Genomic DNA, 22,542 nt, shown 5'->3' on the forward strand with positions numbered 1-22,542 from the left:
TAACAGACGTTAACCGCCGCCTGCTTTTATGAAGATTGCTTCTTACAGGGGTTCAAAAAACGGCCTTATCAGCACGGCGGAAACTTTTAAAGCTGACGTACGCCTGACAGCCCCGGAGGTAAAACATCGGGGCTTTTTGGATTGGGAACTGAATGGTTTATATCGAACCTATTTCTGAATGCCTTTGATTTTGGCAATTGGAGAATGACGTTTTCCGCCACCATTATGGAAATGTCGCCAGTAAGGTTCCTGCGCGGCGGCCAGCATTTCATAATCGCCACGGGTATCGCCCCATGCCCGAAGATGATAAGACGCGAGCGGGCCGTACTCCGCTTCCAGTCTTGCTACCTTTTGCGCGCATCTGCAATTATGGCCGCTTATACGCCCCGTCAGCATTCCGTCTTTGATTTCTAAATTTGTACCGATCAAACGTATCCCTAACTTATCTGCAAAAGGCTTAAGCACCATAGCGGGCGAAGCCGAGCAAATCGTCACGATTGCGCCGGAGTTAACCTGAGATGCTACTGCAATGAGGCCGGAAGGGCGCATCAGGCGTGTCCAGTATTTTTGACAAAACTCTATGGCTTTTTGCTCAACCCACTTTGCTTCAATGCCGGTGAGGAACGTGTGGATCAAGACTTCCTTCAGTTCATCACGTGTGACCCTGCGTCCAATGCATTTGAGCGTGGGCACGACGAGGCGAACCAGGCGCGGTGCAAAAACACGATTCCCGAAGGCAAAGCGTAAGAAAGGAACAAAGCTGTCTCGCTTGGTGAGTGTTCCGTCGAAATCAAAGACTGAGAGTGAATTACTGTTGCTTACGACATCATTAACCATCTGATCACCTACTCCATTTGTCATGCTGCTCCCATATGGACACAGGCAAAAACACTATCAACGTGAATATGACATTCTAACTTCATCAGGGAGGCATCTGCACCCCAATTGGTTTTTCTGCGCAATATCGCGTCGTTGCAGGTCATTAGTATGTCAGCGTTGAACCTTGTTCTCATGTCCCTGAGGTCATGATCAGACAAATGAAATGTCGGCAGGCAGGATCGTTGCACTGTAAAAATCCGCACCTGCCGCAATAATTTTACTGCGCCCCCAGAGCCGCCTGCTCGATCAGTTTTGCCACATCCTGAGGGTGGGATTCATACACTGAATGGCTGGCACCGGCGATTTCAACGGTGTGGCTGTGCGCGCGTTTGGCGTACATCCGCTCTAAATCCGGGTTAATGATTTTGTCGGACTTCGCCACCATGTACCAACTGGGTTTCACTTTCCACGCCGGATCAGGAATGTTGGCGGTAAACACGCTGGCGGAGGTCAGCATTTGCGCCTGTGCTTCAAATTGCGCCTGTTTAAGCGGCAGGTCAGCGGCGAAATCCGCCGGGAAGTTTTCCGGATTGATATAGAGGAAACCGTCAGGCGTTTTCACAAAAGGATGCGCAGAGTTCGGGAATTTCTTACCGTTGATCGCTTCTGTCTCCCCGTTATCCAGCGCATGTGCCGCGATATACACCAGACCCGCCACGTGCGGGTCGTTCCCCGCTTCAGTGATAATCGCGCCGCCATAGCTGTGACCGACCAGAATCGCCGGACCATTTTGCCTATCCAGAATACGTTTGGTGGCCGCAACGTCATCGCTAAACGACGTCAGCGGTTCCTGTACCAGCGTCACTTTATAGCCGTCGTGCGTCAGAATGTCGTACACCGGCCGCCAGCCCGAGCCGCCCACAAAGGCACCATGAACCAGCACAATATTTTTCACTGGCGCAGCAACGGCGGCCTGAGAACCGAACGCCGCAGTGGCGGCCAATAACAATGTAGAAGCTAAACGTAAACGCATGGCACTTCCTCTTTCGTTTTAAAACGCAATGAACATCTGTTTGTGGGGCCACTGTGAGCCTGACGCTCTGACAGAGAAGTGACGTGATGATGACAAAAACGTCATCAGAGCGGAGAGGGCGCGGGTGTGGAAACGTTTTCCCAGGGCGGACTGTGTAACTTTTAAACAGCAGAATGAATTTTGGTTTTATATTTTTTGTAAAGAAGCGGCTGTTTCATTACCCGGAACAGATTGAGTGAAAAAACGTCAGAGAATATTCTCCTGTCTTAGAATAGTGGTCTATATTTATTCTGAATCAGGTTTATCTTAGCCGGTTTCGAAAGGCGAAAGCTGAATTATCAAACCGTAAGCGGCGACGGATTAATAGACTCAATGAACATTTTTACTAACAGCTTTAATCGTTTAATATCAGATGATTAATTATAATGTAACCGTTGCCATTTACAGCCAGATAAAACGTGATTTTTTGTCCGGCGAATTTTCAAATGAAAGCCGGGTTTTATTTTGTCCGTGAATAAATGCGGGGGCAGGTCAATTAATCCACGATGTTTACGCGGGGATTTAATTTCAAAGCCGGATCTGATGCACACTGCGTGCGGTATTTTGTTAAAAAGTTATATTTGTAAAGTTGCGTATGTACTAACAGGAAGAAAAAATCTATAGTGAGCCCCCTTACGGCTCTCAATCAGAACGGTCGATTTATGTCTACTTCTAATGTCTAAAATTGAGAGATGTGTCTTGTTTTTGACCCAGCCTTTTAACACAAAACAAAAGAACTCATAAAGTGAACGCCAAAACCTCTGCTTTTATCATCACGTTCTTGTCATTTTTGAACCCGGTTTCAGTCAGTTACGCGCAGTCAGCGACCGACGCCTCTAAGGGCGATACGGACGATTCATCAGACTCATCTTCACTGATGGTTATCAAACGCGAAATCAACGGCGGCCTTTCAGAACTCGATACACCTGCGGCAGTCAGCGTGGTAGATGGCGACGATTTCAGAAACAGCAAAGCGCAGGTCAACTTGTCTGAAAGCCTCGGCAGCGTGCCGGGTTTGCAGGTACAAAACCGACAGAACTACGCACAGGATTTACAGCTTTCCGTGCGCGGGTTCGGCAGCCGTTCGATGTACGGCGTGCGCGGCGTGCGTATTTATGTGGATGGAATTCCGGCCACCATGCCGGACGGGCAGGGGCAGACTTCCAATATCGATCTGAACTCGGTTGAACGCGTTGAAGTGCTGCGCGGACCTTTCTCGGCGCTTTACGGTAATGCTTCCGGCGGCGTGGTGAACGTGGATACCCAAACCGGTTCGCAGCCTGCCAAACTTGAAGCAGGCACCTATTTCGGCAGTTACGGGTCGTTTCGTAACAGCGTAAAAGCCAGCGGCGCGACCGGTGACGGCACGCACGCGGGTGATGTGAATTACCTGATTTCCGGCTCACGTTTCACTACCGACGGCTACCGCGACCACAGCGGTACGCAGAAAAATCTCGGCAACGGTAAATTGGGCGTGCGCATTGATGATGCCAGCACCCTGACGCTGATGTTCAACAGCGTTTCAGTAGATGCCAACGATCCGGGCGGTCTGACCGAATCCGAATGGCATGACGACCCGACGCAGGCAAAACGCGCTGATCAATACAACGCACGTAAATCGTTGGATCAGACGCAAGTCGGCCTGCGCTATCAGCGTCAGATGGGTGAGAACGACGAATTTAGCCTGATGACCTATCACGGCGAGCGCCACACCACGCAATACCAGACCATTCCGGCCAGTGCGCAGGCCAATCCGCTGAATGCGGGCGGGGTGATTGTCCTCGAACGTAAGTATTCCGGCGTGGATACCCGCTGGAAACATGACGATCAGATAGGTTCAGTGCCGTTCTCCGTCACCGGCGGTCTGGATTATGAAACCATGACCGAACGACGTTTCGGTTACGAAAACTTCAATGATCAAGGCGAACTGGGCGTGAAAGGCGACGAACGTCGCAATGAAAAGAACGTGATGTGGAATCTTGATCCCTATCTGCAAACCACGTGGAACCTGACCCCCCGCTGGACGCTGGATGTTGGCGCGCGTTACAGCACCGTGAGTTTTGACTCGCAGGATTATTACATCACCGGCAAAAATCCGGACGACAGCGGTTCTCGCCGTTATCACAAACTGCTGCCGATGGCCTCACTGAACTATGCGGTGACGCCAGCGCTGAACACCTATATCTCCGCCGGTCGCGGATTTGAAACGCCGACTATCAACGAGCTTTCCTATCGTACTGACGGACAGTCTGGCCTGAATCTTGGGCTGCAACCTTCTACCAGTAACACGGTTGAACTGGGCAGCAAATGGCGCGTTGGCAACGGATTAGTCACGGCGGCGGTCTTCCAGACTGATACCGATGACGAGTTAATTGTTGCAGAAAGTGTCGGCGGAAGATCGAGCTATACCAATGCGGGTAAAACACGCCGTCGCGGGCTGGAACTGTCGTTAGATCAGCAGATTGAAGAAAACTGGCGCGTGAAAATGGCCTGGACATTACTTGATGCGACCTTCCGCAATGAGACCTGTGGCGCGGGAGATTGCACGCCAGCGGGCAACCGCCTGCCGGGTATCGCGCGCAACATGGGCTACGCTTCACTGGAGTGGGCACCGGTTGATGGCTGGCATGCAGGCGCCGATGTGCGCTACATGAGCGACATCGAAGTCAATGACGAAAATAGCGAGCAGGCACCGGCTTATACCGTCGCCAGCGTGAATGCGGGTTATCGCTTCAACTGGAATAAAGTGACGCTCGACCTGTTTACCCGCGTCGAGAACTTGTTCGACAGAAATTACGTCGGGTCGGTGATCGTTAATGAAGGCAATGGCCGCTATTTCGAACCGGCACCTGGCAGAAACTACGGTGGCGGCGCTACGCTTTCTTATAGTTTCGAATAAATTTCAGTCAGTAAGCATTTTCAGTGAATGAAAAATGAACCACGCGGTGCTGCCCGCTACCTGCACTTTTTAAGCAGGGCGGCACATGCAAGGAATGACACCCGGTGAGAACCGGATGTTCTTGAAGATTCGGGTCACCCTGAATCGACGATTATAAAAAATCAGTAAGGTCATCAACTATGGAAACGAAAGCCTCGTTATCACGCATCGTCGTCATAATTACCGCTTTGTTCGCCGCGTTAAGCGGGATTTATCTTCTTGTCGGCGGTATCTGGCTGGCAAAATTAGGTGGTTCTCTTTATTACATTATTGCCGGTGTCATTTCGCTGGTTACTGCGTGGTTGCTGTATCGCCGTCGCTCTTCTGCATTACTGCTGTACGCCATCTTCCTGTTCGGCACTACCGTGTGGGCTGTCTGGGAAGTGGGCACAGACTTCTGGGCACTGACGCCGCGTTTAGACGTCACCTTCTTCCTGGGTCTGTGGATCCTGCTGCCGGTTGTTTATAACCAGATGCTGGCGAAAAACGCCTTTGCACGCGGCGCTCTGGCGCTGTCTCTGGTGTTCACTGTGCTCGTGCTGGCGTACTCCGTCTTCAACGATCCGCAGGAAATCAACGGTACCATTAAAGCTGCTGATGCGGCTCCTGCCGCGACCGATTCCGGCGTTCCAGCCAGCGACTGGCCGGCCTATGGCCGTACTCAGGGCGGTACCCGTTACTCGCCGCTGAACCAGATCAATGACAAAAACGTCAGCAAACTGGATGTGGCATGGACCTTCCGTACCGGTGACCTGAAGACCCCGAACGATCCGGGCGAAATTACCGACGAAGTGACGCCAATCAAAATCGGCGACATGCTTTACCTGTGTACGCCGCACCAGAAGTTGTTTGCTCTGGATGCCGCGACCGGTAAAGAGAAGTGGAAGTTCGATCCTGAGCTGAAGCCAAACCCTACCTTCCAGCACGTGACTTGTCGCGGTGTGTCTTATCACGAGACAACGCCTGCGGCACTTGGTGATGCCACTAACGGCGCAGCGCCTGCTGTCTGTTCACGTCGTATCATTCTGCCAGTTAACGATGGCCGTCTGTTCGCACTGGATGCTGAAACCGGCGCACGTTGCCCGGCATTCGGTAACAACGGTGAGCTGAACCTGCAAGGCAACATGCCTTACGCAACGCCAGGTCACTACGAGCCGACTTCACCGCCAATCATCACGAAATCTGTGATTATCGTGGCCGGTGCGGTTACTGATAACTACTCTAACCGTGAGCCTTCCGGCGTTATCCGTGGCTTCGATGTTGAAACCGGTAAACTGCTGTGGGCCTTCGATCCGGGTGCCGCTGATCCGAACAAAATGCCTGCGGATGGTCAGCACTTCACACCGAACTCCCCGAACTCATGGGCACCTGCGTCTTATGATGACAAACTGGATCTGGTTTACCTGCCAATCGGCGTGGCAACACCGGATATCTGGGGTGGCAACCGTACTCCGGATATGGAGCGCTACGCGAGTGGCCTGCTGGCGCTGAATGCGACCACCGGTAAACTGGCGTGGTTCTACCAGACTGTTCACCACGACCTGTGGGATATGGACGTTCCGGCACAGCCAACTCTGGCTGATATCACTGACAAGAACGGCAACAAAGTTCCTGCGATTTATGTACCGACCAAAACCGGTAACATCTTCGTGCTGGATCGCCGTGACGGTAAGCTGATTGTTGATGCACCTGAAAAACCTGTTCCGCAAGGCGCAGCGAAAGGCGACCACGTTTCTCCGACTCAGCCGTTCTCCGAACTGACTTTCCGTCCGGAAGCGAAACTGACCGGTAAAGACATGTGGGGCGCGACGATCTACGACCAGCTGATGTGTCGTGTGATCTTCCACAAACTGCGTTATGAAGGCACTTTTACACCGCCATCCGAGCAGGGCACTCTGGTGTTCCCAGGCAACCTCGGCATGTTTGAGTGGGGTGGAATTTCTGTGGATACCGACCGTCAGGTGGCCATCGCTAACCCGATTGCACTGCCATTTGTGTCCAAACTGATCCCACGCGGCCCTGGCAATCCTATGGAGCCAGATGCGAACGATAAAGGCGGTTCCGGTACTGAGACGGGCATTCAGCCACAGTACGGCGTGCCATTTGGCGTGACCCTGAACCCGTTCCTGTCTCCGCTGGGTTTCCCTTGTAAACAGCCATCATGGGGTTACATCTCCGGCGTTGACCTGAAAACCAACGATATCGTGTGGAAAAAACGTATCGGTACCGTGCGCGACAGCTCACCATTACCGCTGCCGTTCAAAATGGGTATGCCGATGCTTGGCGCACCGATTTCTACCGCCGGTAACGTGTTCTTCATCGCAGCGACCGCAGATAACTACCTGCGCGCATTCGATATGAGCAACGGTGACAAACTGTGGGAAGCACGTCTGCCAGCAGGCGGCCAGGCGACACCGATGACTTACTCTGTGAACGGTAAACAATACGTTGTTATCGCAGCAGGCGGTCACGGTTCGTTCGGCACCAAACTGGGCGATTACATCATCGCTTACGCACTGCCAGACGCTAAATAATTAGCCAAAACGTTTGAAACTGAAAGGCCGCGAAAGCGGCCTTTTTTATGGAATATTTTCAACAATGCCCGCTATTTCCCACAACCCGTCACTTGCGGATAATTGCGGCAAACCAGCATGAGTTTAACTTTCGGTTCAAAGCCTTTGTCCACCATGCATTGCTGAACTTTTGCAGCTTTCAGGACGGTCGGAACGAAAGGAACCGAGCCCAACGGTTTCGGATAGCCGCATTCATACATCACCTGTAACGCGAGCTTGTCATTCTCAGCTGCGTGCGAAAATGCCGTGAGGCACCCGCTTTACGCCAGCTGATGAGTTGGTATTCATTCCGGCCTGAATCCGGTTTGATCGGGTGAAAACCCTCATCGGCGACAAAAGGCAGCGCTTCGAGCTGTCGCTGACTGAGCGGGTGACCCTGTTGTTTCTCGATGCAGGCCGGGGTGTTTTTGTAGTAATCGCAAATGTGAAAACCTCCCTTATAGGTAAATCCTTTCCCCTCCATGCACTGGTAATACAGCACCGATTCATTATCGGTAAAAGAAGGTTCCGGCCCCGGCAGCGGGACGCCGCATTGCCCCATCGCAACACGCGCATCATCTATGGTGCTATTGGGGCGCTGCCACTGCGTTAAATCAGGCGGAGGCGGACATCCGGTGAGCAGAAAAACCGAACCAATCAGTGCAGATGAAGAAACCAGAGAAAAAGAGCGGGACATATAAATCCTTTATTTATAATGATGATACAGATTTCCTTCAGCCATCATTGAGAAGCACAACCTTCTGGCTTAAATACCCGCGTGGTGGACGCCGGATTGTTTGCCAGTTTATTGGCCGGTCTGCGCGGGCGGGCCACTAATTCCCCGCCGCAGTTGGGGCAAACGCCTGCGAGTTTGGTTTGGGCGCAGGGGACGCAGAATGTGCATTCAAACGAACAAATTCTGGCGTCGGAAGCAGGGGGCAGATCGGTATTGCAACACTCGCAGTTAGGTCTCAGTTCCAGCATAGAATTTATCCTTAATCCGTACAGGTAGGTTTCAGCCATTCTGCAGGTTCGCAGCACTCTTTCGCAAGCGGCTCACGCTGATTACAATCGCCAGCACCGTCGCAATCACGGCGACCCACAGACTTAACTGCACGGCGTGAGCTTCCTGAAAGGTATTTTGGGCGGCGAAGACTGACAAGATAACCCCGACCAGCGCTGCGCCCAGGCACTGACCGAAGGTGCGCATGATAGCCAGTACGCCAGACGCATAGCCGCTGTTTTCACGCGAGGCGTTTGAGAGCATTTCGCGGTTATTCGGGCTCTGGAAGCAACCGAAGCCCAGCCCGCAGATAAAGCTTCTCAGGCCGATATCCCAGACTTGTGCATGTTCTGGCAGTTGTGCCAGCAATAACAATCCCACAGCAAAAACGCACAATCCGATGGTGGAAATAATAGCGGCCGGATAGCGATCGGCATAACGTCCGGCATGTGGCGCGGCCAGAATGATCCCCAGTGGCCAGGGCGTGAAAAGCAGCGCTGAGACAAAAGCGCTGTAGCCATACACACTCTGAAACAGAAACGGCAGCGCGACAAAGGTGATCCCCTGACTGACAAATGATGCCAGAGACGTCAGCGCCGCCAGTGAAAAGCGTGAAGAGGCAAACATGCCTAACGGCAGCAAGGGTTTGGGTGCGAGGCGCTGACGCCATACAAAGGCTATACCGGCGATCACTGCGATAAGCCCGAAGGTGAGGGCGGTCATAAGTTCGTGAGCGCTGGGATGCGAGAACGAATCCGCCGCCATAATCAGCGCACCGAGCGCAACGGCTGACAGCACCGCACCGGAAACATCAAACGGAGATTTAGTCAGCGCCGGATTAGCCGGAACCACGCGCAGGGTGAGGATAATGGCAATCACGCCCAGCGGAATATTAATGGCGAACAGCCATTGCCAGCTCATCGCCGACAGTATGGTTCCGCCCAGCACCGGCGCTATCGCCGTGCTGGTGGCGATAATCAGCGCGTTCAGGCCAAGGATGCGCCCGAGCAGCCGGTTGGGAAAAACGGAGCGCAAAATGGCCGGTCCGATACTCAGCGTGGCAGCTGCACCGACGCCCTGAAGCACCCGCATGACGATCAGCACATCGAGAGAAGATGACAGTGCGCAGCCCAGAGAAGCCAGGGTAAACACGCTCAGTCCGGCGGTAAACAGTGAGCGAAAGCCGATGTGGCTGGCAAGCGCTGCGAAAATCGCCAGCGTCATAGATGCTGAGAGCAGATACCCGTTCGATACCCAGACGGCAGCCCCCGAAGAAATGTTCAGCGCCCGTGCGATTTGCGGCAGGGCAATGTTGACCATCGAGCCATCGAAAACGGCCATCGTTGCCATGGTCATGACGGCGGCCATCGCCAGCCCGCGCTCGCGCCCTGGTAATCCTTCGTCGCCCGGTTTATCAGAAAATAATTCCATTACGCTTCACTTCTCTTTTTTGCTGTTGAGTGCAGCAACTATACCTGCGGGTAACAGAGTGCGGAAGGCGCAGCATCTGCACTTAATACCTGCACGAGACGCCTTATATTAGCCTGAAAAACAGGCTACACTGCCGCGATGACTGAACCTGATCTGAATTTACTTATTGCGCTTGATGTGCTGCTGGCTGAAGGCAGTGTGGCCGGTGCTGCGCGGCGTCTGGGATTGAGCGCTTCGGCGATGAGCCGCACACTCGGTCGCCTGCGTGATACCACCGGCGACCCGCTGCTGGTGCGCGCCGGACGAAATATGGTGCTGACGCCTTACGCGGAGGAAATCCGCCAGCGCACGCAAAATGCGGCCTTTGAGGCACGCGCATTGCTGCGCCCGTCAACGTCAGTGCTTAATCTCAGCTCACTTCAGCGCACCTTTATTTTGCGTTCTAACGATGGTTTTGTGGTGGCGTTTGGCGCAGCGCTGATCGCCGCCGTCGCTCGCGAAGCGCCGGGAGTTTGCCTGCGTTTTGCGCCAAAACCTGAAAAAAGCGCGAACCCTTTGCGGGAAGGAAGGGTAGATCTCGAAATCGGCGTTCTCGGTGAAATGGGGCCGGAGATCCGCCTTCAGACGTTGTTCCGCGACCGTTTCGTCGGAGTGGTGCGAAAAGGCCATCCGCTGGAACACGCCGTCACCATTACTGCGCAGGAATATGCCAGCTTCGGACACGTGGTCGTTTCACGTCGCGCGGACACGCACGGACCGGTGGATGACGCGCTGGCGGAAGTGGTGCTTAAGCGCAAAGTGGCGGCCGTGGTGCCGGGCTTTTCTGCCGCACTGGCCATTGCGCAAAACTCTGATCTGGTGGCTCTGATCCCCGCCTCATTCCTGATTTCAGACCCTGAACGACTGTATTCTTTTGAATTACCGGTTAAAACCCGTGAAATCACTATCTCGCAGATGTGGCATCCGCGTTCAGAAGTTGACCCCGCACATCGCTGGTTACGGCAACTGGTGCTGAACGTTTGTCGGGAAAAAGTACCGGTTTAACTCACAATCACTGCGTTACTCGGTTTCCAGATAATGTCTGAGCGTCATTCGCAAATCCGGCGTTAATTCCTTGATGTTATTCAGCATCCAGCGCAGATAGCCCGGATCATCTTCGGCGATTTCTGCAATTTTCCTCCCGCGATATTTTCCAAACATCATGGTGCTGACCAGTGCCGGGCGGCCGGTGATTGTCACCATCTCTTCCGGTGTCCAGCCGGATTCATCCATAATACGGATGAGTAACGCGGCCGTGATATAGCAGTCAAACAGCGCGCGGTGATGATGCAAATCGGCAGGTGTGGCCACTTCCAGCTTAAGTGATTTATAAAGCGCCATATTGCTGTACTTAATCCCCGGCCATAAACGACGCGCCAGTTTCACGGTACAAATCCATTCGCCTGACATATCAGGCAGCATACGCTGGTCAAAATTGGCGTTGTGCGCCACGTAATACTGGCTGCCGTGATAGCGGGGAATGATTTCCTCAATCCACGGTTTATCGGCCACCATCGCCTCGGTGATTTTGTGGATAGCCATCGCCTGATGACCGATCGGACGGTCCGGACGCACCAGATCACTCATCGGATTAACGATTTTCCCGTTCTCGATATCTACGGAGGCCACTTCCACCACGCCACCCTGCAATCCGCAGGTTTCCGTATCAATAACACGCAACATTTTGTACTCCGGCTGATCACCAAACACTTTCTGATAAGGCTAGCCTAACGGAATGAACTCCCGGTGCCCACTTTTCTGATCACAACTTTTTGCAACACATACAAGCGGGTAATTTCACCCCACATTTACTCCGTCTATTTCTTGTACAGATCACACTTCCCGTCGCTTTCGTGAAAATGCTCACATTCCCCCGTGCAGATGCCCAAACAAACGCGGAAATTTTCGGCTTTTAGCCGTGGAAATGCGTCTGAAAACTGGCTAAGTTCAATAATGAAACGCTATTTTATTATTGTTGGGTTGTGGTTTCGATGAAGTGTGAGAGGGCTCACATAGCGGAAGAAACGGCAATTCCGGCGCGCCCTGAAGGGCGTTAACTCACTCAGTAATGGCAGGTATCGCTGTGAAAATACGTTCTGTTGAAGTTTCTGTTTTTACTTATCCGACCCGTCGCGTTTCTGACAGCGCGGGTCATTCGCATCCGGGTGAAGAAAGTCAGGCAAAAATGGCGATGCTGACCATCACGACTGACGAAGGCGACTGCGGCTATTCGTTCGCACCGCCGGAAGTTGTGCGTCCGCACGTAGTAAATGCCTTTTTCCGAAAAGTATTGATAGGTCAGAATCCGTTCGACCGCGAACGTCTCTGGCAGGATCTGGTTCACTGGCAGCGCGGCAGTGCGCATCAGCTGACCGAAAGGGCGCTGTCGTTTGTCGAGCAGGCGCTGTGGGATCTGATAGGTCGCAAACTGAAGATGCCGGTGCACAAACTGCTGGGCGGATTTCGCGAGAAGGTTCCGGCTTACGGCAGCACCATGTGCGGCGATGAGCTGAAAGGCGGATTATCGACGCCGGATGAATTCGGTCAGTTTGCCGAGAAGCTGGTGGCGCGCGGCTATCAGGCCATCAAGCTGCACACCTGGATGCCGCCGGTGGCGTTTGCGCCAGACCCGAAAATGGACATCAAAGCCTGCGCCGCCGTGCGTGAAGCCGTCGGGCCGGACATTGAACTGATGCTCGACGGCTATCACTGGTACAGCCGCAGTCAGGCACTGACCATCGGTAAAGCGCTGGAAAAACTTAACTTCGCGTGGTTCGAAGAGCCAATGGAAGAAGAGAGCATGGCGTCTTACGCCTGGCTGGCGGAAAACCTCGCCATCGACGTGATCGGTCCCGAAAGTTTGGGTGGTAAACATCACAGCCGTGCGGACTGGGTGAAAGCCGGTGCCTGCGACATTTTACGCGCCGGTGCCAACGGCGTCGGCGGCATCTCGCCGTGCATGAAAGTTGCCAGTCTGGCGGAAGCGTTCGGTATGGACTGTGAAGTTCATGGTAACGGCGCAGCGAGTCTGGCGGTGGTCGGTGCCATCCGCAACTGTCGCTGGTATGAACGCGGCCTGTTGCACCCGTTCCTGGAATACGACGAACCGGCGGCGTACCTGAACAGCATCGTCGACCCGATGGACGAACAGGGTTTTGTTCATCTTTCTGACCGCCCTGGCCTGGGTGAGGACATCAATTTTGATTACATAGAAACCCATACCGTCAGCCGCGACTGACCTGCGGGCAGATAAAAATAATAAACCTCTGACTCTACCCGGAAGGTACATCATGAACTCTGGCAAAACGTGGGGCGCGTGGATATTCGCGCTCCTGCTTATGGCCGCTGGCGGGACGGCGCAGGCGAAAACGCCCCCCGACCAGCTGATCATCGGCATGAACATGAATAACCTGTTAACGCTCGACCCCGCAGCGATGACCGGCAATGACATTGTCGGTATCGTGGTCAATCTTTACGACCCGCTGATTGAGCTCGACCCGCAACAACTCACCAATGTGCGACCGGCGCTGGCGACCTCGTGGGAGGTCAACGACGCCCGCAATCTCATCACGTTTCATCTGCGCGACGGCGTGAAATTCCACTCGGGCAATCCGGTCACCGCCGACGATGTGGTCTGGTCGATGCGCCGCATTCTTCATCTGAATCTGGCGCAGGCATCCGTGTGGAAATCCTATGGTTTCAGCAAAAAGAATGTCGATGAAATGGTGCGATCGCCGTCTCCCGGTATTGTCGAAATTCAGCTACCTAAACCCAACGATCCGAAACTGGTGATTTATTCGCTGGCGGCGCTCGGCAGCGTGGTGGCGTTAGACCGCAAAACCGTGCAGGCGCATGAAGTGAACGGCGACTGGGGCAACCGCTGGCTGACCACCAACGAAGCCGGTTCCGGACCGTTTCGCCTCGATAACTGGCAGGCGAAAGATGTGCTGAACATGAGCCGCAATTCGCTGTACTGGCGCGGCGAACCGAAATTATCGCGGGTGGTTTTCCGTCATTTTCAGGAGTCGCAAACCCTGCGTCTGATGATTGAAAAAGGTGACCTGGATATTGCCAATAACATGGCGGTTTCAGATGTCACTGCGCTCAGCCATGACCCGGCCATGCAGGTCGATCAGGTGAAAAAAGGCACCATTTATTACGTGGCGATGAGCATGAAAGAGCCGCATTTCGCCAACCCGAAAGTGCGCGAGGCGGTGCGCTATCTGATTGATTATCAGGGCATCGGCAAAGCGCTGATGAACGGTTACGGCATTGTGCATCAGCGGCCGATTCAGGTCGGGATGCCCGCGACGCTGCCGGATCCGGGTTACAAACTCGACATCCCGCGCGCCAAAGCCCTGCTGGCAGACGCCGGTTATCCCGATGGTTTTGATACCACACTGCGGGTGCTGGCCGATCAGCCGTTCCTCAATATCGCGATTGCCGTGCAGTCCACACTGATGCAGGCGGGCATTCGCGCCAAAATCGTTACCGGCACCGGCAACCAGATTTACGGCGCAATGCGCGAACGTAAGTTCGACATGCTGGTCGGGCGCGGCGGCAGCGGCGTGGAACCGCATCCGCATTCCAGCCTGCGGGCGCTGGTGTATAACCCCGATAACAGTGACGCCGCGCGATTAACCAATTTTCAGGGCTGGCGCACCGGTTTTTACGACAAACAGCTGAACGCAGATATCGACCAGGCGTTGCTGGAACGGGATCCGGAGAAACAAAAACAGGATTACTTCGCCATTCAGGAACGCTACGACGCGCTGATCCCTGCGCTGGTGCCGGTCTCGCAAATGGTTGATTCCATCGTGGTGCGCAGGGACGTCAAAAACTACCTGCCACATCCTTCTGCGACTACGTTCCTGCGCGATGTCTGGAAAGACGATACCGCTGACGCCCAGCCAACCGGAGGTAAAGGCTTATGACCATGCAAATTCCGGCTCCTGCCTCAAAGCAAACGGCGCGGATGTCATTCCCCGCCGGACGCATCGGCAAACGGCTGGTGCAGGTGGCGATCACGCTGTTCGGCCTGCTGCTGCTGACGTTTTTCATTGGTCGCGTGATGCCTGTCGATCCTGTGCTGGCGATTGTCGGGCCGGATGCTGACCACAGCACTTACCAGCAGGTTTACCATCAGCTCGGTTTCGATAAACCGTTGTGGACGCAGTTCGGCATCTATCTTTCCGGGCTGGCGCACGGCGATTTAGGCAATGCGCTGCTGACCGGCAAACCGGTGACGCAGGACATTCTGCGTGTGTTTCCGGCGACCATGGAACTGGCGACGCTGGCGATCATTCTCGGTGCGGGCGTCGGTATTCCGCTCGGCGTGCTGGCGGCAGCAAAACGCAACAGCATCGCGGATTACGTGGTGCGCATCATCAGTCTGGCCGGTTATTCCACGCCAATATTTTGGGTCGGCATGATGGGTTTACTGGTGTTTTACGCCTGGCTCGGTTGGGTCGGCGGTGCCGGGCGGGTAGATTTCAGCCTCGACGGACAGGTCACGCGCCACAGCGGTTTCATGCTGATTGATGCGCTGATCGCCGGTAACGGGGAAGTGTTCCGCAATGCGCTCAATCACCTGATTCTGCCCGCATCGCTGCTGGGTTTTCACTCGCTGGCTTACATCAGCCGTATGACCCGCAGCTTTATGCTGGCGCAGCTTTCGCAGGAATTCATCATTACGGCGCGCGTGAAAGGGCTGAGTGAATGGCATGTGCTGTGGAACCACGCGTTTCGCAACATTTTGGTTCAGCTGCTGACTGTGGTGGCGCTGGCATACGGCTCGCTGCTGGAAGGCGCGGTGCTGATAGAAACCGTGTTCTCGTGGCCGGGCTTTGGTTCGTACCTCACCAGCAGTCTGATGCTGGGCGACATGAATGCGGTGATGGGCTGTGTGCTGGTGGTCGGCATGATTTTCGTGGTGCTGAATTTGCTCTCTGACCTGTTGTATCAGGTCTTTGATCCGAGGACAAAAGTATGACGATTTCCCTCGATTCCGTCACGCTCAGCGCGGGCGACGAAAAACGTCAGCGCGTGAAAAGGGCGTTTGGGCGCGTTGGCCATTTTCTGTGGCAGATGGCCTGTAATCCGCTGACTGCTATAGGCGGCGCAATTGTTCTGGTGCTGATGATTGTGGCGATTTTCGCGCCGTGGATCGCGCCGTTTCATCCGCTGGTGCAAGATTTAAACAACGCGCTCAGCCCGCCGTCGGCGGCGCACTGGTTTGGCACCGACGAGTTTGGCCGCGATATCTTCAGCCGACTGGTTTACGGCTCGCGCATCACGCTCTATATCGTGCTGCTGGTGTCGGTCACCGTCGGGCCGCTTGGTTTGCTGCTCGGCGTCACCGCCGGATATTTCGGTGGTAAAACGGATATGGTGCTGATGCGCGTCACCGACATTTTCATCTCCTTCCCGAGTCTGGTGCTGGCGCTGGCGTTTGTCGCTGCCCTCGGTCCCGGCCTGGAACATGTGGTGATCGCCATCACGCTCACCGCGTGGCCGCCGATTGCGCGTCTGGCGCGTGCCGAAACTCTCTCGCTGCGACAGGCCGATTTTATTTCTGCTGTGCGTTTGCAGGGCGCGTCACCGGTGCGGGTGTTGTGGCGTCACATTGTGCCGCTGTGTCTGCCGTCGGTGATCATCCGTATTACCATGAATATGGCGGGGATTATTCTGACTGCCGCCGGTCTGGGCTTTCTCGGACTTGGCGCACAGCCACCCGATCCGGAGTGGGGCGCGATGATTTCCAGTGGCCGTACTTACATGATGGAGTGCTGGTGGGTGGCGACGATTCCCGGTCTGGCGATCCTGATTAACAGCCTCGCGTTCAACTTTTTAGGAGATGGCCTTCGTGACATTCTCGATCCCCGAAATGACTGACGCTCCGGCGTTACTCGATGTGCAGGATTTGCACGTCAGCTTTGTGAATGGCCGTCAGGTGACGCAGGCAGTGCGCGGCGTATCCTTCCAGCTCGGGCGCGAAAAACTGGCGATTGTCGGTGAATCGGGCTCGGGTAAATCCACCGTTGGCCGCGCGCTGTTACATCTGCATCCTTCAAAAGCGCAAATCACCGCCAGCAAAATGCAATTCGCCGATGTCGATTTGCTGCGTGCCACACCGAAACAAATGCGGCAGGTACGCGGTAAGCGGATTTCGATGATTATGCAGGATCCGAAATACTCACTGAATCCGGTGCTGTGCGTGGGCGATCAGATAGCCGAAGCCTGGCGTTCGCACCATAAATGTTCGTATCAGGATGCTAAACGCAAAGTGCTGAACATGCTGGACGTGGTGCGTATCCGTGACCCGGAACGCGTGTACGGCCTGTATCCGCATGAAATTTCCGGCGGGCAGGGGCAGCGCATCATGATAGCGATGATGCTGATCACCGACCCGGAAATGGTGATTGCTGATGAGCCGACGTCGGCGCTCGATGTATCGGTGCGCTTACAGGTGCTGGCGCTGCTTGATGACCTGGTGAAAACGCGCGGTCTGGGGCTGATTTTTATCAGTCACGACATCAATCTGGTGCGCAGTTTTTGCGATCGTGTGCTGGTGATGTACGCCGGGCGCATCGTGGAATCCATCGCCGCCACCGATCTGGATAACGCGCAACATCCGTACACACGCGGCCTGCTCAATGCATTGCCGGACATGGATAACCGCCGCTATCCGCTGCCGGTGATGCAGCGGCAGGCCAGCTGGCTGACCGATTAAGGAGCCAAAATGACGTATAAAACCATGATTGACGTGCGCAGCCTGAATCTGACGTTTGGTGAGGGCGCGAAAACCACGCAGGTGCTGACGGATGTGAATATCGCCGTGCGCGAGGGCGAGATTTTCGGGCTGGTGGGGGAATCCGGCTCCGGCAAAACCACGGTGCTGAAATGTCTGGCGGGGCTGTTTACCCACTGGAAAGGCGAACTGGAAATCGACGGTCAGCAGCTCGAACACCGCATCGGTCGCGACCGCTGTCGTCTGGTGCAAATGGTGTTTCAGGATCCGTACGGGTCGCTGCATCCGCGCCACACCATCGGCGATATTCTGGAAGAGCCGCTGCAAATTCACCGCATCGACCAGCGGGATCAGCGCATTAATACCATTCTGGAGAAAGTCGGCCTGAACCGTGCTTTCCGCAGCCGTTACCCGCATCAGCTTTCCGGTGGACAGCGCCAGCGCGTGGCGATTGCGCGCGCGTTGATCCTCAAACCGCGCGTTCTGTTGCTCGACGAACCGACCTCCGCGCTGGATGTCTCCGTGCAGGCGGAAATCCTTAATTTGCTGTTCGATCTTCAAAAAGAGGAAGGACTGACGTACCTGATGGTCACCCACGATCTGGGCGTCATTGCTCATCTTTGCCAGCGCGTGGCAGTAATGAAATACGGCAAAATTCTCGAAACGCTGGAAACCGATGCCCTGCTGCGCGGCGATATCAGGGACGATTACACCCGCGTGCTGGTCGACGCCAGCCGTGACTACAGCCGGGAAATGGCGGCGAAAGTGATGTTGTAGGACGGGAGTCGCCGTATTTCGTCCGGAGAAAGTGTGCGTTTACCCCTGCTATCGCCGAAGCGCAGGGGTAAACACTGATCGCAATTCCCCTTCATGACAGCGTATTTTTCATAACATTGCCGTCTTTGAGAATAACGCGGAAAGCTTCTTCCGGCCTGGCGATAAGCTCAATATCGGTCAGCGGATCGCCGTCTACCAGGATCATGTCTGCCAGCGCGCCTGCTTCGATAACACCGAGCTTACCGGGGTAAGGATTGCGGGGGCCGGAGAGGGCGCATAGCCGGGCGTTCACGCTGGTGGCCATTTTCAGGATCTCCGGCGGGGTGTACCAGCGCACCAGTTTGGCCAACTGCGCGCCCTGACGGGTGGCGAGATGCGCGTCAAACAGGGTATCCGTGCCCCAGGCAGTTTTAATGTTGTATTTTTTGGCAAGCTGATAAGCGTTATCGGTGCCCGCAGACATCACAAGCTGCTTGGCGCGCGAAGCAGGCGTTGCCATCGGCACCGCATCTTCATCATCAAGGAATGGCTGCAAACACCACCATATATGCTGTTGCGCCATCAGTTGCACTGTCTCTTCATCCACCAGCTGGCCGTGTTCAATACATTTCACGCCACCTTTGATGGCCATCGATACCGCCCGCGCCGTGTAAGCATGCACGGTCACGTAAGTTCCCCAGTTTTCAGCAGCGGTCACCGCCGCCTGAATTTCAGGTACGGAACCTTCGGTGACGTCGATGCCGTCATACATTGAGGCTACGCCCCCGCCCGCCATAAATTTAACCTGAGATGCACCGCGCATCAGTTGCTCCCGGGCGCGCAACAGAACCTGATCTGCTCCGTCAGCAATCGCCGTAATCCCGATCCGTTCGATATAACTCAGGCTGTCGCCAGGTGCGCGCGGCACTTCATGCAGAAGCCGGAAATCGCCGTGTCCGCCTGTTTGTGAAATGAAAGCACCGGAAGGATAAATACGTGGCCCCGGCGTTATCTGTTCATCAATCGCGCGTTTCAGGCCAAAGACCGGACCGCCCATATCGCGCACGGTGGTAAAACCACGCAATACGGTCGCCTGCGCTTCCGCAATCGCCAGTGCCTGAATGTAGTTAAAATCAGCTGTCATGGCGGTCATCATTGACGGACGCGCCATGATCGCATGCCAGTGGGCATCAATCAGGCCCGGCATCAGGACTCCGCCCGCTCCATCAATTACCGTGGTGCCCTGAGGTAACGGCGTGCCGGCCGTTTCGACGGACTTAATCACATTACCTTCGATAATGACCTGCAAACCCTCGAGAAGATCGTCTGAAACACCGTCGAAAATTCGCACATTAATGAATGCTTTCAGGTGCGCAGATGTCGCCGTTGTGGCCCCTCGGGGAGATTTCTCGCCAGGCAGTGCTGCACAAACCGTGGCTGCGGTGATGGGCGGTGCTTTTGCGGCTTCACGGGTCAGTACCGTGTTGATACGGACAAAGGCCGGGCTGTGGCAAAGACAGGCTTCAGAATGTTCGTGAGCCGGATAATTCAGGGGTGTTTGTCGCATAAGGCAATGTTCCTCAGCAGTCAGTTCAGGCAGGCATGCTTTCGAAAATAGTCAGGTATGGGTTACTGATAAAAATTCACATCCGGCATCGCGCTTAACGCTTTCTCAATCCGTGCGCGGGCGGCGAGCAGAATGCGGACAGTTTCTTCGCGTTTCTCCTCTGTTGCCCTGAATACGGGGATGGAAATGCTCAGCGCCGCGATGGTTTTATTGCGTTGTTTCAGCGGGATCGCGCAGCATATTGTTTCTTCATTAATCTCACGATTATCCACCGAATAGCCACGTATTTTGACCGCTTCCAGTTGCTCCCGCAGTGCCCCGACGGAGCGGGTGCTGTAGGCCGTCAGGGGCGTGAATCCGGCCGGATACCATTCCCGGATCTGCTCATCGCTGTATTCACAGATGAGCGATTTACCCAGCGCCGAAAAAATGGCGGGCAGGCGGGTACCAATATGAGAGGCAAGTTGCACCGTCTGTTCTGCCTGCACTTTGTTGATATACAGCACGTCCGAGCCATCGAGAATGCCCATCTGACACACTTCATTGCACTGTTTAACCATGTCGCTCATCTCGTTGTAAACGAGCGTCAGCCAGAAAGACCTGTCGAGAAAGGAACGTGAAAGCATCGAACAGGCGATACCCGGAGAATAAAGCTGCGCAGCGGCGTCATAACTGACGTAGCGCTTTTCCACCAGCGTTTTCATTATGGGAAAGATGGTGCCTTTCAGGCTGCCGGTTTTTTCAGAAAGTTTTGTTAACGATATGCCTTTATTTTCCGCAGCAAGTGCTTCCAGAATTTCCAAAACCCGCAGGGTAGGCTTATGTTCCATGATGCTAATTTTTCTCAACAAGAGGCAGATAACTTCATTCTAGGGTTAAAAACTCACCGCGTAAATTCTTAGGGATTTTCCCTCTGTGTGTGTCATTCACCGTGCATCCCGTGTCTGCGCGTTTGTGACAGGTCTCAAAATTTGACTAAAAAGTCGGCGTCGGCAGGGCTGTTATTTACAGGAATGCAACTAAGTAATCTCAATTAAACAACACATTAAGAACCATTTTGAAACTATTTGGTCAAATTTGACTCAATTTGGCTCGTCGCTATACTCGCCTTGTTTGTATTTATATATGAGGTTTGTATATATGAACGATTTGTATGTATGAATAAAAAGGTATCAACACATCGTGCAACGGGCGCAGTGCGGCAAGAGAGAAGGTTCAGAAATGATTTATGCCTGTTAAGCACCTGAATGGAAAAATATTCTGACGACGATTAAGGAAGAACAATGGCTAAACTCGCGCAATATTCCAATCCTCATCTGAACTCCGCGATAAGCAAATCCTGGAAACGCCTCGTACCCATTATGTTCATTATGTATTTTGTCGCCTTTATTGACCGGGTAAATATCGGCTTTGCCAAAGACGCAATGAAACTGGATATCGGTTTATCCGAACCGGCATTCGCACTGGGCGCGGGGATTTTCTTCGCCGCTTACGCGTTATTCGGCATACCGGCTAACCTGATCCTGAATAAAATCGGCGCACAAAAATGGCTGAGTATTACCACGGCGATATGGGGGCTGCTTTCGGCCATGACCGGGTTCGTCACCAATGAAACTGAGTTTATTATTCTGCGATTTTTGCTTGGTCTCGGGGAAGCAGGGTTCTATCCGGGGATCCTGTTGCTGGCCTCGATTTATTTTCCGAATAAAGTGCGCGGTTCGGTGATCGGCATCTTCGTGCTGGGCGTGCCTTTTGCGCTGACGTTAGGCTCGCCGATTTCCGGTGCGTTGCTTGAAATGCACGGGCTGATGGGGCGTCCGGGCTGGTTCTGGATGTTTGTGATTGAGGGACTTCCGGCGTTTATTCTCGGGATCTTCGCCTATTTCTATCTCGACGATAATCCCTCGAAAGCCCGTTTTCTGAATCAGGAAGAAAAGGACGCGCTGAATGCACAGCTGGAATCGGAGCGGAGGAAAACAGAAACCGGTTCCGTTCGTGCGGCGTTAAAAAATATCAAAGTCTGGCACCTCGCGCTGGTGTACGGGACCATCCAGATTTCCGTGTACGGTCTGATGTTTTTTCTGCCTTCTCAGGTCGCGTCATTAATGGGTGAGAATCTCGGGTTTAAACAATCTCTGGTCGCGGCGATCCCTTGGGCGTTTTCAGCCGTCGGCGTCTATCTTATTCCGCGGGTAGCTGACCGTAATCCCGCTTACCGCGTGGCAATATCGGTGATGTGTATGGTGGCCGCTGCGGCCGGTCTGGCGGTTTCTGCGTTTGCCAGCCCGGTCATTGCCATCGCCGCGCTGTGTTTAAGTGCGGTCGGTTTCCTGTCCGTTCAGCCGATTTTCTGGACTTTCCCGCCGCAACTGCTCAGCGGTTCGGCTCTGGCGGCCGGTATCGGATTCTGTACCACCATGGGCGCACTTTGTTCATTTATGGCACCGATTATTCGCGTGGAGATTGACCGGATAATGGACAGCAGCAGCGCCGGTCTGATTGCGCTGTCCGTCATCACGGTGGGATGTGCGCTGTTGATCAGCCTGTTAAGAAACGCTCAGACAATGCCGCCGGTCCGGCAAAATCAAACCGCTGAAAGAATGTGAAACAGTGCT

The 22,542-nt window shown here is 54.2% G+C and carries 17 protein-coding genes and 1 pseudogene; 10 read left to right on the top strand and 8 right to left on the bottom strand.

The features are described 5' to 3' along the window. Positions 1-168: 168 nt before the first annotated feature. Together D5398_RS22855 and D5398_RS22860 are read right to left on the bottom strand one after the other, a co-directional pair. Positions 169-861 carry an HAD family hydrolase gene (locus tag D5398_RS22855; RefSeq protein WP_120509663.1) on the bottom strand — a complete coding sequence of 231 codons (693 nt, stop codon included), beginning with the start codon at positions 859-861 and terminating at the stop codon, positions 169-171. Between the two features lie 235 nt (positions 862-1,096). After that, entirely contained in the window at positions 1,097-1,852 is a 756-nt protein-coding gene (locus tag D5398_RS22860) for an alpha/beta hydrolase (RefSeq protein ID WP_120509664.1), read from the bottom strand. Between the two features lie 784 nt (positions 1,853-2,636). On the opposite strand from D5398_RS22860, the gene pqqU reads away from it, so the two are divergent. Both pqqU and D5398_RS22870 read left to right on the top strand, forming a co-directional pair. Beyond that, the gene (gene pqqU, locus D5398_RS22865) at positions 2,637-4,790 is read left to right on the top strand and encodes a TonB-dependent receptor PqqU (protein WP_120509665.1); all 2,154 of its coding nucleotides are present in this window, start codon (positions 2,637-2,639) and stop codon (positions 4,788-4,790) included. Positions 4,791-4,969: 179 nt separating this feature from the next. After that, positions 4,970-7,363 carry a glucose/quinate/shikimate family membrane-bound PQQ-dependent dehydrogenase gene (locus D5398_RS22870; RefSeq protein ID WP_120509666.1) on the top strand — a complete coding sequence of 798 codons (2,394 nt, stop codon included), beginning with the start codon at positions 4,970-4,972 and terminating at the stop codon, positions 7,361-7,363. A gap of 71 nt (positions 7,364-7,434) precedes the next feature. Here the strand turns inward: D5398_RS22870 and D5398_RS22875 are convergent. The 3 genes and pseudogenes from D5398_RS22875 to D5398_RS22885 all read right to left on the bottom strand — a co-directional run bounded on the left by D5398_RS22875 (position 7,435) and on the right by D5398_RS22885 (position 9,815). Further along, positions 7,435-8,078: pseudogene (locus D5398_RS22875) on the bottom strand (hypothetical protein). 44 nt (positions 8,079-8,122) lie between these two features. Next, positions 8,123-8,365, bottom strand: coding sequence for a DUF1272 domain-containing protein (locus D5398_RS22880; RefSeq protein ID WP_120509667.1), 243 nt, complete (start codon positions 8,363-8,365; stop codon positions 8,123-8,125). Between the two features lie 31 nt (positions 8,366-8,396). Continuing rightward, positions 8,397-9,815 (bottom strand): MFS transporter, encoded by a 1,419-nt coding sequence (locus D5398_RS22885; protein ID WP_120509668.1) that lies wholly within the window; start codon positions 9,813-9,815, stop codon positions 8,397-8,399. Between the two features lie 138 nt (positions 9,816-9,953). Between D5398_RS22885 and D5398_RS22890 the strand changes: the two genes are divergently transcribed. Then, on the top strand, positions 9,954-10,859 hold the full coding sequence (locus D5398_RS22890; RefSeq protein WP_120509669.1) for a LysR family transcriptional regulator: 906 nt from the start codon (positions 9,954-9,956) through the stop codon (positions 10,857-10,859). 15 nt (positions 10,860-10,874) lie between these two features. Here the strand turns inward: D5398_RS22890 and exoX are convergent, their stop codons facing one another. Continuing rightward, positions 10,875-11,537: an exodeoxyribonuclease X gene (gene exoX, locus D5398_RS22895; RefSeq protein ID WP_120509670.1), complete on the bottom strand. Its 663-nt coding sequence runs from the start codon at positions 11,535-11,537 to the stop codon at positions 10,875-10,877. Between the two features lie 400 nt (positions 11,538-11,937). On the opposite strand from exoX, the gene D5398_RS22900 reads away from it, so the two are divergent. From D5398_RS22900 to D5398_RS22925, 6 genes are read left to right on the top strand one after another with little or no spacing between them, the layout of a single operon-like run. Further along, entirely contained in the window at positions 11,938-13,092 is a 1,155-nt protein-coding gene (locus D5398_RS22900; protein ID WP_120509703.1) for a mandelate racemase family protein, read from the top strand. Between the two features lie 52 nt (positions 13,093-13,144). Beyond that, the gene (locus D5398_RS22905) at positions 13,145-14,788 is read left to right on the top strand and encodes an ABC transporter substrate-binding protein (protein ID WP_415838503.1); all 1,644 of its coding nucleotides are present in this window, start codon (positions 13,145-13,147) and stop codon (positions 14,786-14,788) included. A gap of 41 nt (positions 14,789-14,829) precedes the next feature. Next, positions 14,830-15,846 carry an ABC transporter permease gene (locus D5398_RS22910; RefSeq protein WP_120509705.1) on the top strand — a complete coding sequence of 339 codons (1,017 nt, stop codon included), beginning with the start codon at positions 14,830-14,832 and terminating at the stop codon, positions 15,844-15,846. After that, positions 15,843-16,748, top strand: a complete 906-nt coding sequence (locus tag D5398_RS22915; RefSeq protein WP_120509671.1) for an ABC transporter permease — start codon at positions 15,843-15,845, stop codon at positions 16,746-16,748. The genes D5398_RS22910 and D5398_RS22915 overlap by 4 nt, the downstream gene beginning before the upstream one ends. Then, the gene (locus tag D5398_RS22920; RefSeq protein ID WP_120509706.1) at positions 16,720-17,586 is read left to right on the top strand and encodes an ABC transporter ATP-binding protein; all 867 of its coding nucleotides are present in this window, start codon (positions 16,720-16,722) and stop codon (positions 17,584-17,586) included. Before D5398_RS22915 ends, D5398_RS22920 begins: the two co-directional genes overlap by 29 nt. Before the next feature lie 24 nt (positions 17,587-17,610). After that, complete coding sequence (locus tag D5398_RS22925) at positions 17,611-18,381, top strand: ABC transporter ATP-binding protein (RefSeq protein WP_120509707.1); 771 nt, start codon at positions 17,611-17,613, stop codon at positions 18,379-18,381. A 91-nt stretch (positions 18,382-18,472) separates the two neighbouring features. Here the strand turns inward: D5398_RS22925 and D5398_RS22930 are convergent, their stop codons facing one another. Together D5398_RS22930 and D5398_RS22935 are read right to left on the bottom strand one after the other, a co-directional pair. Beyond that, positions 18,473-19,927, bottom strand: coding sequence for a metal-dependent hydrolase family protein (locus D5398_RS22930; RefSeq protein WP_120509672.1), 1,455 nt, complete (start codon positions 19,925-19,927; stop codon positions 18,473-18,475). Positions 19,928-19,989: 62 nt separating this feature from the next. After that, positions 19,990-20,757, bottom strand: coding sequence for an IclR family transcriptional regulator (locus D5398_RS22935; RefSeq protein ID WP_120509673.1), 768 nt, complete (start codon positions 20,755-20,757; stop codon positions 19,990-19,992). Positions 20,758-21,210: 453 nt separating this feature from the next. On the opposite strand from D5398_RS22935, the gene D5398_RS22940 reads away from it, so the two are divergent. Further along, a complete protein-coding gene (locus tag D5398_RS22940) occupies positions 21,211-22,533 on the top strand; it encodes an MFS transporter (RefSeq protein WP_120509674.1) in 1,323 nt (440 codons plus the stop codon). Positions 22,534-22,542 lie beyond the last annotated feature (9 nt).

Origin of the sequence: Rahnella bruchi, assembly GCF_003614975.1 — a bacterium.
Lineage (GTDB): Bacteria > Pseudomonadota > Gammaproteobacteria > Enterobacterales > Enterobacteriaceae > Rahnella > Rahnella bruchi.

Excerpts from the sequence above, each read along its gene's own strand:
- D5398_RS22935 (WP_120509673.1), bottom strand. The coding sequence starts at position 20,757 with ATGGAACATAAGCCTACCCTGCGGGTTTTGGAAATTCTGGAAGCACTT.
- D5398_RS22910 (WP_120509705.1), top strand. The coding sequence starts at position 14,830 with ATGTCATTCCCCGCCGGACGCATCGGCAAACGGCTGGTGCAGGTGGCG.
- D5398_RS22890 (WP_120509669.1), top strand. The coding sequence starts at position 9,954 with ATGACTGAACCTGATCTGAATTTACTTATTGCGCTTGATGTGCTGCTG.
- D5398_RS22915 (WP_120509671.1), top strand. The coding sequence starts at position 15,843 with ATGACGATTTCCCTCGATTCCGTCACGCTCAGCGCGGGCGACGAAAAA.
- D5398_RS22860 (WP_120509664.1), bottom strand. The coding sequence starts at position 1,852 with ATGCGTTTACGTTTAGCTTCTACATTGTTATTGGCCGCCACTGCGGCG.
- D5398_RS22925 (WP_120509707.1), top strand. The coding sequence starts at position 17,611 with ATGATTGACGTGCGCAGCCTGAATCTGACGTTTGGTGAGGGCGCGAAA.
- D5398_RS22905 (WP_415838503.1), top strand. The coding sequence starts at position 13,145 with ATGAACTCTGGCAAAACGTGGGGCGCGTGGATATTCGCGCTCCTGCTT.
- D5398_RS22930 (WP_120509672.1), bottom strand. The coding sequence starts at position 19,927 with ATGCGACAAACACCCCTGAATTATCCGGCTCACGAACATTCTGAAGCC.
- D5398_RS22885 (WP_120509668.1), bottom strand. The coding sequence starts at position 9,815 with ATGGAATTATTTTCTGATAAACCGGGCGACGAAGGATTACCAGGGCGC.
- D5398_RS22855 (WP_120509663.1), bottom strand. The coding sequence starts at position 861 with ATGACAAATGGAGTAGGTGATCAGATGGTTAATGATGTCGTAAGCAAC.
- D5398_RS22870 (WP_120509666.1), top strand. The coding sequence starts at position 4,970 with ATGGAAACGAAAGCCTCGTTATCACGCATCGTCGTCATAATTACCGCT.
- D5398_RS22880 (WP_120509667.1), bottom strand. The coding sequence starts at position 8,365 with ATGCTGGAACTGAGACCTAACTGCGAGTGTTGCAATACCGATCTGCCC.
- exoX (WP_120509670.1), bottom strand. The coding sequence starts at position 11,537 with ATGTTGCGTGTTATTGATACGGAAACCTGCGGATTGCAGGGTGGCGTG.
- D5398_RS22940 (WP_120509674.1), top strand. The coding sequence starts at position 21,211 with ATGGCTAAACTCGCGCAATATTCCAATCCTCATCTGAACTCCGCGATA.